The following is a 16,755-nucleotide window of genomic DNA, read 5'->3' on the forward strand; positions in this document are numbered from 1 at the left end:
ACGATTCATCCCGATCTCATCGCGCTTGAGAGCCTCAACCAATCGAACGGCGCAAGCCGTCTTGTTCGATGTGATGATGTGAGTCCGTGCAACTACGGGGGCGCGCGACTCACCCCAAAGAGAAAAGGCCGTCGGGATTTATGCCGCCGGCCTTCTCTTGCAGCTGCCGGTTCCCGGAGCCCGGTTCTGCTGCAATTCCATGCCTTATGATCAGGTGGACATATTTAATAAAATCTTAAAGCGCTCGAAGATTGCACATCATTTCTGCGCCATACGCACAGAGATTGCGCGCTCTGTTCTCGGTTAGAGATCGACTCAGTGCTATGATCCAGCTTGTGTCGAAGACTTCCATTGAAGCCTTCTTGGTGAAGATTTGGGTTCGTCACACCGGGGAATTCGGATGCCGTATTACTCCTTCGATCTCGTTGACGGTGAAGAGTTCAAGAACCAGGGCGGAATCATCCTCGAGGATATCGAGGTCGCCTCCGATCGCGCCGTTCAACTCGCAAGCGAGCTGTCGCAGGTGAAGCCTGAGCTGCAGCGGAAAGGTTGCTCGGTGCGCGTCACCGATCGCGATCACAAAGAGGTCTATCGCACCCCGCTCGATCCCGTGCCGGCCTGGCGGCGCTAAGCGCCTGCACCGCACGCGCACGCGACAATCGCGCCCCGCCACCATTGCGGAGCGGCCCGCAGAACGATAGCCTCCCCGGAAAACGAGGAGGACCCAGGGATGCGCGCCCCTTTGCTGTTGGCAGGCCTGTTGCTCATCGCAGCTCCAGCCCGGGCAGCTGATGATCACACCCGCTCGAACTATGTGACGATGGTCTTGCAGGCCTTCGCCGCCAAGGTCGAGTGCCCTGGTACTGATGTCGTCTATCAGGATCTGGTGCAAAAGGCCCAGCAGATGCAGCTGCCCGACGGCACCACCGAGCAGGTGCGCAAGGCGATTGCCTGGATGCACACCGGCGGCAAGATGGGCGAGAAGCAGGCCGACGACATCATGGCGGAGGTCGCGGTCGCAACCCAGATGACCGACCTCGACCAGCGCCGGCTCGGCATGAGCAATTGGTGCGAAAAGCAGAAGACCAACCTCGCCGGTCTGATCCGCAGCAAGGGCGGCTAGGCCCTATTTCGCCGTTAACGACACTGGGACCGAACTTCCGGCGCGGCAAATAATCGTCACATTCCTCGGCAGCATGCGGCGCCTTCGAGCAGGAGATCCCCATGCGAATTGCCCATGTTGTTTTCGCAAGTGCTCTCGCGATCAGCGCCGTGCTGACCACCCCAGCGGTTGCAAAAAATGCCGACGCCCAGAAGGGCGAGGACAAACCGACTTCTTCGTCCTGCAGCGCCTATCAGCAGGCAGCGGACGGATCCTGGGAGCAGCTTCCCTGCAAGGAGACCGGCGAGCGGGCGCAGCCGCAGACCCAGCACAAGGTGCAGCGAGGCGCTGAGCAAGGCGAGCGCTGAGCCGCGGATCGTGCGAGCCGCGTCCTCGCATACGGATGGAACCGGAAGGAGCTGACGCTGCTCAGCTGTGCGCCGGGCCGCGCATGATCTTCATGGCATCGGCGATGTGACGCCATTCCCTGGCCTCGTCGGCCTCCCCGCGCCCCTCGCAGGCTTGCGCCTGTTCGGCAGCCTTGGCGATCGCCGAGAAACCATGCTGCTCCAGCATTTGCCGGGCGATGGTGTGGACCTGGACCTCGGACATCATGGGCGCTCTCCCGTCATGAGGACACCGCGGCGCGCGGCTCGGCGCTCCGCGGGCTTGCTGACAACGATCGAATAGCGCGTCTCGTTCCGCTCATGCGAACGACAAAGGCGGCCCGCTGTGCCCAGCGGACCGCCTTTGCACCCACCCCAAATTGGCAGCGGCGTCGGCCGGGCACCCCTACCCGACCGCCACTTTCTTGCGCTCGAAATCGTTGGGCACCTCGATATCGACCTCCAACGTCGAGACCTCGTCGCCGCGTTCGAGCCGTACGATCACCTTGGTCGGATCCAGCATCACATGCCTGGAGACGACAGCCAGAATTTCCTCACGCAGCACGCCGAGCAGATCAGGCTGGCCGCGTAGTCCGCGTTCATGGGCCAGCAGAATCTGCAACCGTTCGCGCGCGACGGGTGCGGATGCCTTGTTGCCGCGGAGAAGCCGGAGCAGACCCATGCTCATGCAGCCCTCCGTCGCAGCAGTCGATCCATGAAACCCTTGCGCTCGGTCGGCACCTGCATGGCGATCGTTTCGCCGCACAGCCGCCTCGCCGCATCGATATAGGCCCGCGCGGGTGCGCCTTCCGCGTTCGACAGCGTCACCGGCGTGCCGACGTTGGAGGCCTTCAGCACGTCCTGGCTCTCGGGGATGATGCCGAGCAAGGGCGTTGCGAGGATTTCCAGGATGTCGTCGATGGTCAGCATCTCGCCGCGCGCGGCGCGCGAGGGATCGTAGCGCGTGATGAGAATGTGCTTCTCGACGCGCTCGCCCTTCTCGGCCCGCACCGTCTTGGAATCGAGCATGCCGATGATGCGATCGGAATCGCGCACCGAGGAGACTTCCGGATTGGTGACGATGACGGCCTCATCGGCAAAGCGCATCGCCATGGAGGCGCCGCGCTCGATGCCGGCGGGGCTGTCGCAGATCACCCAATCGAACCGGCTGCGCAAATCGGCGATGACCTTGCCGACGCCCTCTTCCGTCAGCGCGTCCTTGTCGCGGGTTTGCGAGGCGGGCAGCAGCCAGAGATTCTCCAGCCGCTTGTCCTTGATCAGCGCCTGCGGGAGCTTTGCCACCCCCTGCACCACGTTAATGAGGTCGAACACCACGCGGCGTTCGGCGCCCATCACGAGGTCGAGGTTGCGCAAGCCCACGTCGAAATCGACGACGACGACCTTGTCGCCGCGTTGCGCCAGCGCCGCCCCCAATGCGGCGGTCGTGGTCGTCTTGCCGACGCCGCCCTTGCCTGATGTCACGACCAGTACTTTGGCCATTTCAAATCTCTCCTTCTGGTCAATTCAGCGCAGTAATTCGCATGGTGTTGCCTTGCAGCCAGGCCTGGGCCGGCTTGCCGCGCAAGGCGCTGTCGATGTCGTCCGCAGTCTGATAAAATCCATCGATCGCAAGCAGTTCGGCCTCGATCTTCTGGCAATAGATGCGCGCGCTCGTGTGTCCGTTCACGCCCGCCATGGCGCGGCCGCGCAGCGCGCCGTAGACGTGGATGGAGCCGCCGGCAACGACCTCGGCGCCGGAGCCGACCGAGCCCAGAATGGTGACGTCGCCTTCGGGGAAGATCACGGTTTGGCCGGAGCGCACGGGGCTCTCGAGCAGCAGCGAGGTCGGCTTGGTCTCGACCTTGGCTTCCGGCTTTTTCGGCGCGGTCGGCTCGATCACGCAGCTCCGCCCGCCCGACAGCAACGGCGGCATCGACGGGGTCAACCGGCTCTCCTCCACGCCCTCGATGCCGAGCACGCGGATGTTGCGGTCCTGAAGGCTGGTGAGCAGATGACCGATGCCGGACTGGCTGAGATCGACCGAGGACAGATCGACGACGACGGGCCGGCCGGCGAAGAACCCCGGCGATCGCGCGATGGTGGTGTCGATTTCCTGGAGCCAGTCCTGAATCGGAACCGTCGGCACGAAGACGAAGGCCACATAGGAGCGCCCGCGCAGGCGCACCATTTGGCGTTGGACTTTTGCTGCAGCCTCCATGGCGGCCGACTCGTTCCCGTTATTGAATGGTTAACGATGCCGCCGATATGGTTAATGTCCGGTTAATTTCTCCGTGGCGTTACGTGGATGAGGGGTGAAGAAGCGCCGGGGCCAGGCACTCCGAACCCGTAGGGTGGGCAAAGCGAAGCGTGCCCACCTTCCGGGTGCGGTCGGAGAGAGATCGTGGGCACGGCGCTTTGCGCCTTTGCCCCCCTACGAGAGCGAGGGCGGAGGCCCCATTGGCTCCATCCGGGCTACGAAGACCGCGAAGGCAACGCTCAGAGCAGCTTCGCGCTCACGAACAAGGCGCGCACGGCATTGGTCGCCTGGACCGCGAGCATGGCGTTGCCGGCAGCGCCCTCCAGCGCCGCGATGGCCTCTTCATGCAGCGAGCGGAATTCCATCCACTCGACCGATTTGAAGTTGGTGAGGAATTGATAGGCCTGGCCGACGGTCGCGATCGCCAGCGTGTCACCGTTCAGCTTGATCTTGAACGTCGTGCGCAGCGGGGTCTCGGAGCTCTGTGGATCACTCATGGGCTGCTTCTGAACGACAACGGCTTAACGAAGGGAAAACGGCAGCGCGGCCGCACCTGACAAATGTCAGGAGTCGGTACTGGCGCGCTGCGAGGCGGTGGTCGCACCGCTCAGGCTCGGCACCACGACCAGGCGGTTGAACTCGCCATTGTCGTAGGCCTTGAGGAAGCGATCATAGTCCTTGATCGAGACGCAGCCATTGGAATCGCCGCGCGGGCCGAGCATGTAGGTATGGGTGAGCAGGCCGACGCGGCCGAGCGCGCTGGTGCCGTCAGTCGGCGTCATGCGCAGCGCCCGCACGCCGTGGAACAGTTTTTCGCGCGGCTTGAGGTCGTAAGTCGCAGGCGGGGTTGCACCGACCATGCGCTGGTCGACATGGTCAGGATCGTCCATCAGCGCGCCCATGCCCGAATGGGCCTCGATCGCGACGCCGCTCGGCAAATAGAGCGCCTTGGCCTTGATGTCGTAGACCGCCGTCTTCGAATCGTAACCGAGCGCGGCGAGATCCGGCGCCCTGCCCAACAGGCCGTCGCCGGGGTTCAGCGAGGCCAGCCTGATCTTGTCGGTGAACTTCTCGAAGAAGTTGCGGTTATCGACCCGGGGTTTGGCCTCGGCATAGGCCTGACTCGAGGCGATCTGCGCGCTGAAGTCTGCCTGGACCGGCCGCGAGCGCGGCATCGGCACGGCATCGGCGCGCTGCGGGGGCTTTGCGGTCTCTTCGGTTGCGGGCTGCTCGTTATCGATCAAGGTCGAACGCCAGTCGTCGCCCTGGAGCTTCTGGGCCAGCATCGCCTTGGCATCGCGCAGCTTGAGCTGGACCGCATTCAGGGCGGAGCGCTGCATGGTCTGCAGGCCAAGTTCGCGCGTCGGCGGATTGTTGCCGGACAGCGAGGCGAAACGATCATTGAACGAAGGAGAATTGGCCGGCGGCAGTGCGGCGGTCACCAGCGCGCTGGAGTTGGCCGAATCCGAAATGCCGATATCCGCGACCCACGCGGCGGCACCCAGTGCCAGCGCGATCGCAGCCACGGACAGCAGTACCGTCTCGGCTCGCCCAATACGGCGGCGCGACAACGGCCTGTCGGCGCGTACGCGGTCGGAAACCATCAGATCCCCAAATCGACACCCCCGGGGGACCCAACCCCCACCCGGAGACTCTCTATACCAGCTACCACATTGGGAGCCAAAAGTTAGGCATAATCGCGGCCGGCAAGCCCTCCGGAGGTATCTTATGACCGATCCTGTCGATCTAGAGCGCTTCCTGAAGGCCCAAGAGCCGGTTTTTCGCGCCGTTTTGGCGGAGCTGGGCCAGGGCCGGAAGCAAAGCCACTGGATGTGGTTCGTTTTTCCGCAAATCGCCGGCCTCGGCTTCAGCGCCATGTCGCAGCGTTACGCGATCGGGTCGCGGGCGGAGGCCCAGGCCTATCTCGCCCACCCTGTCCTCGGTCCACGCCTGATCGAATGCACCCGCCTCGTCCTCGCCGTGCAGGGACGAACCATCAACGCCATTCTCGGCGCGCCTGACGATGCCAAATTCCGCTCGTCGATGACGTTGTTCGGCGCGGTATCCGACGAGCCCGTCTTCGACGAAGCGCTCGCCAGATATTTCGCGGGCAAGCGCGATGATGCGACGCTGGCGATCCTGGCAGCTGTCGATCGAAACGCCTAACCGGCGCACCTGCGGGCGCGAGTGGCAACGTAAACCCACGGTTAACAGGCTCCCCCTATTTTGCGCGGAGAAAATCATTCTCTCCCCGCGCCCATTGCCGGACCAATCATGAAAATCGGTACGCTGCTGACCACCGCCATTGTCTCGCTCTCGACCGTCGGCGGCGGCCTTGCCGTCTATGTCGCCGTGACGAAATACCAGACGATGGAGCGGATCACCGAGGCTCAGGGCCGGCTCGCGATCGTCCGCGCCGTCAGCGACATCCCGCGTTATCTCAATCCCGAGCGCGGCTTTTCCACCAACATCCTCTACGGGCCCGCGACCATCGATCGCGCGCTGCTCGCCGAGCAGGACAAGCTGCGCAAGCAGACCGACGGCGCCCGCGACAGGATGAATGCGCTGCGCAGGGAGCTGCCTGCGTCCTTCGACGACGGCACCACCATCGGCAGCAACATCGACGGCATCAATGCGAAGTTCATGTCGCTGCGCGAGGCCATCGACGAGGCGCTGGCAGGTCCCGCCGATGCGCGCAAGGACGCGGCCAAGCAGATCGTCGCCGACAATGCCGTGCTCAACTCTGGCGTCACCGCGCTGCTCAACGAGCAGGTCCGCCGCATGGCGATCCTCAACGGCGACGCCTACCGGCAGGCCAGCTACGCCAACATCGCCATGACATTGCGCGACGTCGGCGGCTTCAACTCCAGCCTGCACAAGAACCTCGTCGGCGGCAAGAAGCCGGCGACCGACGCCGAGAAGGCCGACATCGCCCGCTCGCAGGGCCGCAACGACCAGATCGTGATGTCGCTGCAGGAACTGCGCGGCAACCCGGCCACCCCGGCGAACGTCGCCGCTGCGCTGGAGAAGTTCAATGCGGTCTATGTCGAGGAGTTCGGCCGCGAGCTCAAGCTCGTGAAGGACGGTGCAGTCACCGGCAAGTACGAACACGACATGGAGACCTACTTCGCCTCGACGCAGCGCGGTCTCGCCACCATCATCGAGGTTCGCGACGCCTTCTATGACAACGCCGAGCAGGTTCTGGCCGGCGCATCTACCGCCGCGCGCACCAGCTTCACCATCGCCCTCGTCGGCCTGCTCGCCGTGCTGATCGCCAGCGCAGGTCTCATCGTGACTGTCCGCCGCCGCGTCTGCGCCCCGATTGTCAGCCTGACGAGCCGGATGTCACGACTTGCAGACGGCGGGGTTGCCGAAGGCATTCCCGGCGCCGAACGCTCCGACGAGATCGGCGCGATGGCCGCCGCCGTCCAGGTCTTCAAGGACAACATGATCCGCGCCGACCGGCTCGCCGCCGAGAAGCAGGCCGAGAACGACGGCAAGATGCGCCGTGCCCAGGCGCTCGACGAATTGACCCGCGCCTTCGAGGCCAAGGTCAGCGAACTGGTCGGCGGTCTATCGCAGGCCTCCGCCATCATGGAGAGCACCGCACAGTCGATGACCTCGACGGCGGCCCAGACCAACAGCCAGGCCGCGGTCGTCGCCGCCGCCTCCGAGCAGACCTCGACCAACGTGCAGACGGTCGCCAGCGCGACCGAGGAGCTCACCTCCTCGATCGCCGAGATCGGCCGCCAGGTCGCGCAATCGACCGAGATTGCAGCCCGCGCCGTCGACAACGCCCGCCGCACCGGCGACACCGCACGTGCGCTTGCCGAGGGCGCGCAGAAGATCGGCGACGTCGTCACCCTGATCCAGAGCATCGCCGAGCAGACCAATCTGCTGGCGCTCAACGCCACTATCGAGGCCGCGCGCGCCGGCGATGCCGGCCGCGGCTTTGCGGTGGTCGCATCCGAAGTGAAATCGCTGGCCGGCCAGACCGCCAAGGCCACCACCGAGATCTCCGAGCAGATCACAGCGATCCAGACCGCCAGCGACGAGACCGTGGCCGCGATCCGCAACGTCGCCGACGTCATCGCCGAGATCGACCAGATCGGCACCGCGATTGCTGCCGCGATCGAGGAACAGGGCTCGGCGACCAAGGAGATCGCCCGCAGTGTCCAGGAGGCGGCGCGCGGCACCCAGGAGGTCAACGCCAACATATCGGGCGTGCAGCGCGCCGCCGGTGATACAGGTAGCGCTGCGAGGGACGTTCTCGGCGCCGCCGAGCAGCTCTCGACGCAGTCGCGCGACCTCGCCGGTCAGTTCGACCGCTTCCTCGGTGAAGTCAGGGCTGCCTGAAGCAGCCCGTCCGTCAGGCGCCCTTTTGCCACCATCCGTCGCCGTCCCAACTCGATGAAGGGCACCTCGACAAAGCGCCACATCAGCCATGCCGCCGGCGTTGTGATCAATAGGGCGACCACGGCCAGGGCCGCCGCGCGGATGGTAGGCGGCAGGCCGAACGGCAATAGGCGAACAGCGATCGCAAGTCCGATCGCGTGAAGAAGATAGAAGCTGTACGATATTCGCCCGTACAACCGGACGACATCGAAGTCGAACGGCCGCAGCGTTGCGAGCTTGTCGGGGCCGAAGGCGGCCAGGCAGACGAGCGCAGACGCGCAGAGCGTCTCGACCGCGATCGTTACGGCGGTCTGCTTCCGGACCGCGACAACAAGCATCACGACAAAAGCGGTGGCGACGACGACATTTGCCCGAGACGGTTGCACTCCTCCGACAAGCAAGTTCCCGCCCGATCGCGTGAGCAAGCCGACGACGAAGGCATAGAGTGGCGCAAGATTGGTGAAGCCGCCCAATAAGTGAACATAAGGTCCCCAAAACGAGATCGCGACGAGAAAGCCGACCACCATCCAAACCGGCGTCGCGCCATGACGCCTCAGCAGCGCATGCGAGATCAGGATCACGGGAATTGCGACGCATTCCACGGTCAGGGACCACATCACCCCGTTGATGTCGCTCCTGACGAGAAGCGCATTAAGGACAATGTTGAGCGGGTCGAACGAGGGCAGGAAGCCCACGTAGAAGCCGCTGCTTCGATACGCCAGCGTCAGCAGCAGCACGATCACAATTGCCGCCGGCAGCAGCCTGAACAGCCGGTGACGGAGGAATGTGAGGGGATCAGGATCGCGGTCCAGAGATCGCGAGAGCAGGAACCCACTGAGCACGAAGAAGACAACGACCGGCGCCATTCCGGTTGCAATCGTCTCCCAGGACTGCATGCAGGCGTGGAACGCGAGCACTGATAGGGCCGCAAACCCGCGCATAGCTTCAAGTCGCGGCAGAAATGCCGTATCCCGATACGCGGCCATCGTGCCGAACGATTAGCCCAGCGGATCGCCGAGGGCAACCGCGGGAGCAACCGCGCCCGGCGCCGGGACGTCCTAATACGGCGGCGCCTTGCGCGCGCGCTGCGCCTTGGCCGCCTCGATCCACCACAGCAAATCGTCGGCAAAGCGCGGGAAGGAGCGTTCCAGCGCCTTGCCGCCCTCACCGATCGGCTGGCTTTCGGCAGACAGCGTCTGCGCGATCGGGCCGACGCCGATGGTGCTCGAGATCACCACCATGCCCATCTCCGACAGCGTGCCGTGCCATGCGGTCGAGGCGCGCGCGCCCGACAGGCGCCCGGCGGAGTAGCTCACGATCGCGGCCGGTCGCCAGAACCACTCCTCCAGGAAATGATCGGTGAGGTTCTTTAGGCCGGGCTGGATGCCCCAATTATATTCGCCGGTCACAAAGACAAAGCCGTCCGCACCGCGGATCTGGCCGGCGAGCTTCTCCAGCGCCTCCGGGGCCGTGCCTTTGGGGTACTCCTTGTACATGCGATCGAGCATCGGCAGGCCGATGGACTTGGCGTCGATGAACTCGACGTCCTCGCCGCGACCGCGCAGGCGATCGATGACGAAATTCGCCAGGCGGATGCCCATGCGATCGGACCGGTAGGAGCCGTAGAGGACGAGGATGCGGTTGCTCATCGCGGCATGCTAGCACGAATCCGGCGGCCATCCCCAGCCGCTTTATCGTGCTATCGCCCGCGTCCGCGCTCCAGCGTTTCCGACGGCGTCTCGCCGAACTGGTCGCGATAGCTGCGGGAGAAATCGGACAGATGCCAGAAGCCGAAGGCCAGCGCGACGGCCTTCACGCTCTCGGCGCCGGCGAGGAGCTGCCGGCGGACCAGCCACAGGCGGTGGACCCGCAAGTAGCGATGCAGGCTCATGCCGCGATAGCGGCGGACGACGTCATGCATCGTGCGGACGGAGAAACCGAGCTTGCGTGCGATCTCCTCGCTATAGATCGGCTGCGACAGATCATCGGACAGAAGCGCGCGGATGTCCTGGAAGATCTTGAAGTTGCGCTCATCGTTCGGACGCAGGATCCATCGTGCCGGGACCAGGTTTTCGAACACCTGGTCGACGGCGCCGAGCAGAGATTCCTTCATCGCCGCCGCCTGCAACGGCATCGCCGCGGCTTCAACCGGCTCCGTCGCAACAGCCAGGACCTCCCGGACCACATCACGCAGCCGGTTCAAGCTGGCTGCGGTCGTCTCGTAGATCCTGAAGGTCGATGTCGTGCCCGGCCACCCGCGGCCCGTCACCTGCGGCCTGAACATCACCGAAGCAATCTGCCGCTGCACTTCCTCGATCGTGGTGTAGGCAGCGCCGTTGCTGCCAATGACGATGGCCGGACGGACGCGGTGCGAACCGTTGAAGCGAATGGGCACGTCGAGGTCGTCCATCGTGAAGCCGACCGCCGTGCAATCTTCGACCAGTTGTGCGTCGACAACGCGCGGGAACGCGCGCGTCACGTTCACGTCGCAGCCCGGCAATGACAGGATCGTCTGCTCGGACGAAATGTGCCTGACGAAAGGCGTAAACTCGAAATTCAGGCCCCGTATGGCGCTTCGAAATTCATCGACGTCAGAGAAGCGAAATGTCTTGAGAGCCAACGCAGGCGCACCATCAACACTGTTCATGGTAATTTGAAACGTCGCATCTAAACCGACGCCCGTCCGGCGGCGGTGCCGGCTCGATCCTCCCCTTTGAGGTATCGGGTTAGCCCGAAAGACTCATTCTGACCTATTCCGCCAGTTGGCGAGCGTCACAAGCCGGCCCGTCAAAGCTCGCCAAATTTCGATATCGTTTCCTAGTGCAGGAATACCCGCACAACCGAAGCATAAATCTAAATTAACATCTTTGGATTGCAATGGACCCTGTTTGATATTTTTAAGCCTTTTTTGAGTTCAGGCTCCTGCCATGACGGCAAATTCGCCTGCCGATATTCTGGTTGAGTTGGAAGAAGCGGTCGCGGCCTGCCCGCAGGAGCGCTGCGCCCGTATCCTTGCAGGGATTGTTCGTCTGCTCGCGTCCGGTCGCGACAGGCCTCAGGAATTGCTGGTCAACGTGGTCGACGGCGTCTTGCTCCGGCTGACCGGGCGCGTCGCGCCTGCCGCGCTGATGGAGCTGGGCGAGGCCCTTGCGAGGCTGCAAGTTGCACCGCAAGAAACGCTGCGACATCTGGCATCGCATGATGATCCAGCCATCGCATGCCCGCTCCTGCGAAACTCGCGGGCCCTCTCGACCGCCGACCTCGCGGCGATCGCGACATCATGCAGCGAAGCTCATCAACTCGCGATCTCGACCCGTGATGGGATCGAAGAGGCCGTGGCCGAAGCGCTGGTCGCGCACGGCACGCGCGCAGTTCGCCTTGTCTTGATCAAGAATCCTGGAGCCAGATTTTCCGAAGCGGTCTACGCCCTGCTCGTCGAGACCAGTGCAGCGGACGACGAAATCACGAAGCTTCTGGCGCTCCGACCAGGCACGCCTGACCACGTCCTGCGCAAGCTGCTCTCGGCTTCGCCCGGGCCGAAAGCTGCGGCCAGGCCTAACGCCTCCGCCAAGCCACCGGCGCAGATCCCCGCGCCTGTTGCGCTGAAGCTACCCACGGCAGACGACTATGCGAAAGCAAGACCCGAAATCGTCGCCCTCAACCGCGTCGGAAGGCTCAACGATTCTACGGTGAACCGTTTTGCGATCCGCGGCGAGACCGCCAATCTGCTCATGGCCCTATCAGTTCTGTCAGGCGCCCCCATCGAGATCGTCGAGCATGTCATGAGAGACGAGGATTGCGAGGGCCTCGTAATGGCTTGTCGGGCCTCGCGCCTGAACTGGGCGACCACGCTGGCAATCCTGAGTAACCGCGGCGGCACGCGACTCTCATTCGCCCAGCGGGAGCGCGCGCAACATATATTCGAGACACTTCTTCTGTCGACCAGCCAATGGACGGTGCGCTGGGGCGAAATCGCAGCGAGCGCAAACACACGCGATCCAGGACATTGCGGCGCCGGAATGGGGAAATAGCCGATGAGATTAAATGGACGCAAGAACGCTCGCGTGAAGATGGACCACCGACAACCCGTCAACTTGATGGGCTCGGACGGTACCTGGCGGCGCAGTTGCGTGCTGCTCGACGTGTCGCAAACAGGCGCCAAGCTCGAGGTCGAGGGCACGCTCGACGTATTGCAAGCCAAGGAATTCTTCCTGGTGCTGTCGTCCACGGGGCTGGCCTATCGGCGCTGCGAGCTGGTGTGGATCGACGGCACCACCGCCGGCGTTCACTTCGTCACTGCGGGCGCCAAGAGAAAAGCGGCGAACGCGACGGCCGCCATAGCGCAAAGCAAGTAGGCAGCAAAGGCTCGATACATCATCAGGCTCGTTCAACCCCAATATAGTCCAGGCCTTCCGTGCAGAACGCGCGAACCATAACCGGCTACGTCAAAGGCGACCGCCATCGAGCAGCACCATCGGCACGTCCTTTCGTGCATGTGCTGGCCGATTGCTCCGACAAACTGTCCCGCATCTGCGCGGTGCTCGAACAGCGGTTCGCCGTTGCTGGCGAGCGGCTCGACGCGGAAGCCAAGCTGTCGCAGATGCCTTACGCCATCGTGATCCGCGCGGAGCTGCGTGACGTCGACAACATCGCGGCGATCAAGAAGCGAAGCGCCAGACTTGCAAAGGCTACCAAGCGCATCTTCCTCGTCGAGCAACCCTCGCACGTCTGCGTTTCGCAGGCCTACGCGCTCGGCGCGACCCTCGTCCTTCCCGGCCCGCTGAACAAGATCAGGCTGCTGGCCGCGCTGGCTGAGCCAGCCGAGCCGGCAGCGGATTCAGCTAGCTGCTCGACGCAGCCGGACAACGCGGTCGAGACCGCGGCGACCGCTATCGCGTCGATGTTCACGGCCGTCACCATGGGCGAGCCGCTCGACGTCGACGGCACCAAGGACGCCGGGCGCAGGATTGCCGATCGTATCACCGAGCATGGCCTGTCCGAATGGCTCACGACCGTGCGGCGCCACCATGAGGGAACCTACCAGCATTGCCTGCTGGTCACGGGCGTGGCCATCGACTTCGGGCTGAGCCTCGGCGTCGGACGAGCCGACCTGGAGCGGCTGTATTCGGCCGCCATGTTCCATGACATCGGCAAGGCCCGGATCCCGCTCGCCATTTTGGACAAGCCAGGCCGGCTCGACGACGCCGAGCGCGCCATGATCGAGACGCATCCGGTAGCCGGCTACGACTTTCTCAAGGACCATGAGAAAATATCGCCGGAGATTCTCGACGCGGTCCGCCACCATCACGAATATCTCGACGGCAGCGGCTATCCCGACGCACTGGCGGGGCACAGCATCAACGATATCGTGCGCATTCTCACCATCTCGGACATCTTCGCCGCATTGATCGAGCACCGGCATTACAAGCCGACGATGCCGCGCACCGAAGCCTACAACATTGTCTGCGCAATGACGGGAAAGCTGGAGAAGGCGCTGGTGGCCTCCTTCAAGGAGGTCGCTCTCACGAGATAACCCGCGCGCGATCGTCGACCCGGAATGACGTCGTGGGTTATCGCGTCCTAGTGTGTCGCCCGGAATTTGATGCGGCGCGGGATCGAGCGACAGGCCAGTCCCTCGGCGAGCAGCTTCATATCCTCGCGTTTGCCGCTGCGGATCAGCCTGCTGAACTCTTCAGGAGTAAAAGGAAGACTGGGATCATCATCGATCGGGCGCCGCATCCGCGGACCGAAGAACCATCGAACCAGGCTAGCCAGCCGCCGCATGTCAATTCCCTCGCGCCAGCAACAAACCCTTGAGTCCGCATATTGTTCCTCCTGCACGATGCAGATTGCAAGAGGTCGCGATGACTCCACACGAAAAAAAATCGCGAGGGGAATAATCTCCTCCGGCCTCTGCTTTCAGTCGGCGAAACCGACATAACGCACGAACTCGTGGTTACCCTCGCGATCCGAACGAACGGCGTTCGCGGCAAAGTTGTCGTCGGGATAACCCATCGCAACGCAGGTCATGATGACCTCGTCTTCAGGAATCGCAGCGACCTCGCGCACGATGTCGGAATGCATGATGTCCTCCGCAACAGCACCGGTTGCCGATGCGGCGCGCGAAACCTATGGTAAGGCGCAAGCAAGACCAAGAACCCTGCAAGAACCCTGGAGGAGCTGTGATGGCCGCGCCGCTCGACCCCGTCATCGCCCAGATCATTCCGCTCATGCCGATGCGCGATCCCGCGATCATGACGCCACAGACCGCCCGTGATTCCTTGCGCGCACTGGCTGCCGCGCGCGCCGCCGTGCCGCCACCGCCCGTCGCTGAAGTCCAGGACATCAAGGTGAAAGGCGGCGCAGGTCCGCTCGATGCACGTGTTTACCGGGTCGGCACCAAGCCTGCGCCGACCGTGGTGTACTTCCATGGCGGTGGCTGGGTCGCGGGCGACCTGGAGACTCACGACCGCCAGGCGCGCAATCTCGCCATCGAGACCGGTTCGGACGTCGTTTCCGTCGACTATCGGCGTCCGCCGGAGACCCGATTTCCGGGCGCGTTCGAAGACGCCTTCAGCGCCGTGAGCGATGTCTTCAACCGCGTCGCGGAATTTGGTGGCGATGCCAGGCGGCTCGGCGTTGCCGGTGACAGTGCCGGCGGCAATCTCGCCGCCACCACCGCGATCGCCTGCCGCGATGCCGGCATCAAGCTCGCCGCGCAATTGCTGGTCTATCCCGTGGTTGACGCCGTGGGCAGCTACGCGGACGCGGGCGAGAACGCGCGCTTTCCGTCACGTGCTGAGAATGCCGACGGCTACTTCCTCACGCGCGCCACGATGGAATGGTTTTGCGGCCACTATCTCGCTGATCCCGCTGACGCCGCGGACTGGCGGGTTTCGCCGCTGCGCGCCGCATCGCTTGCCGGACTCGCGCCGGCCGTCGTGACCACCGCCTGGTTCGATCCGCTGCGCGATGAAGGCGCGGCCTATGCGCGGGCACTGGAAGCCGCCGGCGTGCGCGTCAAGCACCACGAGGGCCCGGGCTTGATCCACGGCTATTTCGGCATGGGCGATGCCTCGGAGGCAGCGCGTGCCGAAGCAAAGCGCGCGCGCGCGGACTTCGGCGCGTTGCTGGCGCGCGGCGCCTGATCGCGTGGCGACCGGACCGGATCAAAGTGTCGCGTCATGTCATCGGTATTCTTGTCGGCCTGGCGACCAATTTGCTGTCGGTCGCAACCGCTTCCGCGGCGCCAAAGACCGTCTACTTCAACAGCGCCGATGGCCGGACCGCGCTCACGGGCTATGTGTTCGAGCCGAGCACATCGGGCCCCTGGCCTGCCATCGTCATGCTGCACGGGCGCGGCGGACCTTATTCCAGCAACGTCAATGCCGATTGCACCTTCGTCGGCGCCGGCACCAGTTCGCCTTGCAACGCGAACACCTTGTCGAAGCGCCACGTCATGTGGGGCGAATACTGGGCGGCGCGTGGCTATCTCGCGCTGCTGCCGGACAGCTTTGGCCCGCGCGGCAAGGCCCATGGCTTTGGCCGCTTCACGCATGGCGATCCTGACCGCGCCGACGTCAACGAGACCAATGTTCGCCCGCTCGACGCCGAAGGTGCACTCGCTTACTTGCATAGCCGCAACGACGTCGTCGCCGGTCAGATCTATCTGCAAGGCTGGTCCAATGGCGGCAGCACCGCACTCAACGTGATGATCCGGCAAGACAACCAGCAAGGAAATCAACGAGGCAACCAAGCGGGCTATCGCGGCGCCATCGCATTCTATCCGGGCTGCGGGCCGTCCGCGCTGCTGGCATCAAAAATCTCGAACACGGCGCCGATTGCGATGTTCCTCGGCGCCGACGACGAGGAGGTCTCGCCGGTGCGCTGCCTGCGTTTCGCCGACCGCTCACGGCAGGCGGGCAGTCCCATCGACGTCACCGTTTACGCCGGCGCCACCCATGGTTTCGACGAGCCATCCTCGCGGCGGCAGTCCACTCCCGGGAATCAGGCAGCGTTGGACGACGCTCTCGTCAAGGCGATTGCCACCGTCAACGGCTGGAAAAAATGAAGCGATGACCAATGCCGGGCCGCGATCCAGCTTGATTGCGCCATGATTCCGGGCTCCAATCCGAGGCGCCATTTTTGGTTTAGGGAGACGCCCAATGATGAAACGGATTTTCCTGGCTGCGCTCGTTGCCACCTTTGCGGCGGGCTCGGCCCTTGCGGACGACACCTGCGAAAGCAAGGCGGTCGGCAAGGACGGCAAGGCGCTCGCCGGTGCGGCCAAGACCTCGTTCATGAAGAAGTGCAAGGCAGATGCTTGCGCGCCCAAGGCCGTCGGCTCCGATGGCAAGCCGCTCGCCGGCGCGGCCAAGAACAGCTTTATGAAGAAGTGCGAGATGGGCGCGTAAGGCGCTGTTGTGCGTTGGCGGCTTTCAGCCAGCCATCAACAAGCCAACTCCGCCATGGCCGGGCAGTAGCGCGTCTTCGCGCCAGATGTCCCGGCCATTGGCGTTTCAAGGCCCTCGCCTCGCCGAGCGCCGTCCTGCGCGCGCCGAGCGCGTAAGGCCAGATCATCGCCACCCTAGACAGAACGCCTCCACTGGCGGATC

The 16,755-nt window shown here is 64.0% G+C and carries 22 protein-coding genes; 11 read left to right on the top strand and 11 right to left on the bottom strand.

All coding sequences use genetic code 11. The features are described from left to right. The first annotated feature begins 400 nt into the window (after positions 1 to 400). The 3 genes from HYH07_RS16225 (at position 401) to HYH07_RS16235 (ending at position 1,470) form a co-directional block, all read left to right on the top strand. A complete protein-coding gene (locus HYH07_RS16225) occupies positions 401 to 631 on the top strand; it encodes a DUF6894 family protein (RefSeq protein ID WP_057757659.1) in 231 nt (76 codons plus the stop codon). 99 nt (positions 632 to 730) lie between these two features. Then, entirely contained in the window at positions 731 to 1,123 is a 393-nt protein-coding gene (locus HYH07_RS16230) for a hypothetical protein (RefSeq protein WP_220003413.1), read from the top strand. Positions 1,124 to 1,224: 101 nt separating this feature from the next. Continuing rightward, positions 1,225 to 1,470, top strand: coding sequence for a hypothetical protein (locus HYH07_RS16235; protein WP_220003414.1), 246 nt, complete (start codon positions 1,225 to 1,227; stop codon positions 1,468 to 1,470). Positions 1,471 to 1,531: 61 nt separating this feature from the next. On the opposite strand, the gene HYH07_RS16240 is transcribed toward HYH07_RS16235, so the two are convergent. The 6 genes from HYH07_RS16240 to HYH07_RS16265 form a co-directional block, all read right to left on the bottom strand. Further along, on the bottom strand, positions 1,532 to 1,717 hold the full coding sequence (locus HYH07_RS16240; RefSeq protein WP_057757671.1) for a hypothetical protein: 186 nt from the start codon (positions 1,715 to 1,717) through the stop codon (positions 1,532 to 1,534). Between the two features lie 177 nt (positions 1,718 to 1,894). Next, on the bottom strand, positions 1,895 to 2,176 hold the full coding sequence (minE, locus tag HYH07_RS16245) for a cell division topological specificity factor MinE (RefSeq protein ID WP_220003415.1): 282 nt from the start codon (positions 2,174 to 2,176) through the stop codon (positions 1,895 to 1,897). Beyond that, positions 2,173 to 2,988, bottom strand: a complete 816-nt coding sequence (gene minD, locus HYH07_RS16250; protein WP_220003416.1) for a septum site-determining protein MinD — start codon at positions 2,986 to 2,988, stop codon at positions 2,173 to 2,175. The genes minE and minD overlap by 4 nt, the downstream gene beginning before the upstream one ends. A 19-nt stretch (positions 2,989 to 3,007) precedes the next feature. Continuing rightward, the gene (gene minC / locus HYH07_RS16255) at positions 3,008 to 3,706 is read right to left on the bottom strand and encodes a septum site-determining protein MinC (RefSeq protein WP_220003417.1); all 699 of its coding nucleotides are present in this window, start codon (positions 3,704 to 3,706) and stop codon (positions 3,008 to 3,010) included. Between the two features lie 278 nt (positions 3,707 to 3,984). Next, positions 3,985 to 4,242, bottom strand: a complete 258-nt coding sequence (locus tag HYH07_RS16260; RefSeq protein WP_057757683.1) for a hypothetical protein — start codon at positions 4,240 to 4,242, stop codon at positions 3,985 to 3,987. Between the two features lie 66 nt (positions 4,243 to 4,308). Further along, positions 4,309 to 5,280, bottom strand: a complete 972-nt coding sequence (locus HYH07_RS16265) for a DUF2778 domain-containing protein (protein ID WP_228749592.1) — start codon at positions 5,278 to 5,280, stop codon at positions 4,309 to 4,311. A 193-nt stretch (positions 5,281 to 5,473) separates the two neighbouring features. On the opposite strand from HYH07_RS16265, the gene HYH07_RS16270 reads away from it, so the two are divergent. Further along, positions 5,474 to 5,911 (top strand): DUF1810 domain-containing protein, encoded by a 438-nt coding sequence (locus HYH07_RS16270; protein WP_220003420.1) that lies wholly within the window; start codon positions 5,474 to 5,476, stop codon positions 5,909 to 5,911. A gap of 108 nt (positions 5,912 to 6,019) precedes the next feature. Continuing rightward, a complete protein-coding gene (locus tag HYH07_RS16275) occupies positions 6,020 to 8,101 on the top strand; it encodes a methyl-accepting chemotaxis protein (RefSeq protein ID WP_220003421.1) in 2,082 nt (693 codons plus the stop codon). Here the strand turns inward: HYH07_RS16275 and HYH07_RS16280 are convergent. From HYH07_RS16280 to HYH07_RS16290, 3 genes are all read right to left on the bottom strand, one after another. Beyond that, entirely contained in the window at positions 8,062 to 9,126 is a 1,065-nt protein-coding gene (locus HYH07_RS16280; RefSeq protein WP_228749584.1) for an acyltransferase, read from the bottom strand. The genes HYH07_RS16275 and HYH07_RS16280 overlap by 40 nt on opposite strands. A gap of 72 nt (positions 9,127 to 9,198) precedes the next feature. After that, positions 9,199 to 9,789 (bottom strand): NADPH-dependent FMN reductase, encoded by a 591-nt coding sequence (locus HYH07_RS16285; protein WP_220003423.1) that lies wholly within the window; start codon positions 9,787 to 9,789, stop codon positions 9,199 to 9,201. 50 nt (positions 9,790 to 9,839) lie between these two features. Beyond that, on the bottom strand, positions 9,840 to 10,787 hold the full coding sequence (locus tag HYH07_RS16290) for a helix-turn-helix domain-containing protein (RefSeq protein WP_220003424.1): 948 nt from the start codon (positions 10,785 to 10,787) through the stop codon (positions 9,840 to 9,842). A gap of 280 nt (positions 10,788 to 11,067) precedes the next feature. On the opposite strand from HYH07_RS16290, the gene HYH07_RS16295 reads away from it, so the two are divergent. Genes HYH07_RS16295 through HYH07_RS16305 form a run of 3 tightly spaced genes read left to right on the top strand, consistent with a single transcriptional unit; the run spans position 11,068 to position 13,673 of the window. Then, complete coding sequence (locus tag HYH07_RS16295) at positions 11,068 to 12,171, top strand: DUF2336 domain-containing protein (protein ID WP_220003425.1); 1,104 nt, start codon at positions 11,068 to 11,070, stop codon at positions 12,169 to 12,171. A 3-nt stretch (positions 12,172 to 12,174) separates the two neighbouring features. Further along, positions 12,175 to 12,495 (top strand): PilZ domain-containing protein, encoded by a 321-nt coding sequence (locus HYH07_RS16300; RefSeq protein WP_220003426.1) that lies wholly within the window; start codon positions 12,175 to 12,177, stop codon positions 12,493 to 12,495. A gap of 59 nt (positions 12,496 to 12,554) precedes the next feature. After that, positions 12,555 to 13,673 (top strand): HD-GYP domain-containing protein, encoded by a 1,119-nt coding sequence (locus HYH07_RS16305; protein WP_220003427.1) that lies wholly within the window; start codon positions 12,555 to 12,557, stop codon positions 13,671 to 13,673. 47 nt (positions 13,674 to 13,720) lie between these two features. On the opposite strand, the gene HYH07_RS16310 is transcribed toward HYH07_RS16305, so the two are convergent. Both HYH07_RS16310 and HYH07_RS16315 read right to left on the bottom strand, forming a co-directional pair. Continuing rightward, positions 13,721 to 13,924, bottom strand: a complete 204-nt coding sequence (locus tag HYH07_RS16310; protein WP_220003428.1) for a hypothetical protein — start codon at positions 13,922 to 13,924, stop codon at positions 13,721 to 13,723. Between the two features lie 135 nt (positions 13,925 to 14,059). Then, on the bottom strand, positions 14,060 to 14,224 hold the full coding sequence (locus HYH07_RS16315) for a hypothetical protein (RefSeq protein WP_228749585.1): 165 nt from the start codon (positions 14,222 to 14,224) through the stop codon (positions 14,060 to 14,062). A gap of 101 nt (positions 14,225 to 14,325) precedes the next feature. Here HYH07_RS16315 and HYH07_RS16320 point away from each other — a divergent pair, with 101 nt between their 5' ends. The 3 genes from HYH07_RS16320 to HYH07_RS16330 all read left to right on the top strand — a co-directional run bounded on the left by HYH07_RS16320 (position 14,326) and on the right by HYH07_RS16330 (position 16,554). Beyond that, positions 14,326 to 15,288: an alpha/beta hydrolase gene (locus HYH07_RS16320; protein WP_220003429.1), complete on the top strand. Its 963-nt coding sequence runs from the start codon at positions 14,326 to 14,328 to the stop codon at positions 15,286 to 15,288. 26 nt (positions 15,289 to 15,314) lie between these two features. Further along, the gene (locus HYH07_RS16325; RefSeq protein WP_312016676.1) at positions 15,315 to 16,211 is read left to right on the top strand and encodes a dienelactone hydrolase family protein; all 897 of its coding nucleotides are present in this window, start codon (positions 15,315 to 15,317) and stop codon (positions 16,209 to 16,211) included. Between the two features lie 94 nt (positions 16,212 to 16,305). After that, positions 16,306 to 16,554, top strand: a complete 249-nt coding sequence (locus HYH07_RS16330; RefSeq protein ID WP_220003430.1) for a hypothetical protein — start codon at positions 16,306 to 16,308, stop codon at positions 16,552 to 16,554. Positions 16,555 to 16,755: the final 201 nt, after the last annotated feature.

Source organism: Bradyrhizobium sp. BR 10261 (assembly GCF_019455395.1).
Classification (GTDB): domain Bacteria; phylum Pseudomonadota; class Alphaproteobacteria; order Rhizobiales; family Xanthobacteraceae; genus Bradyrhizobium; species Bradyrhizobium manausense.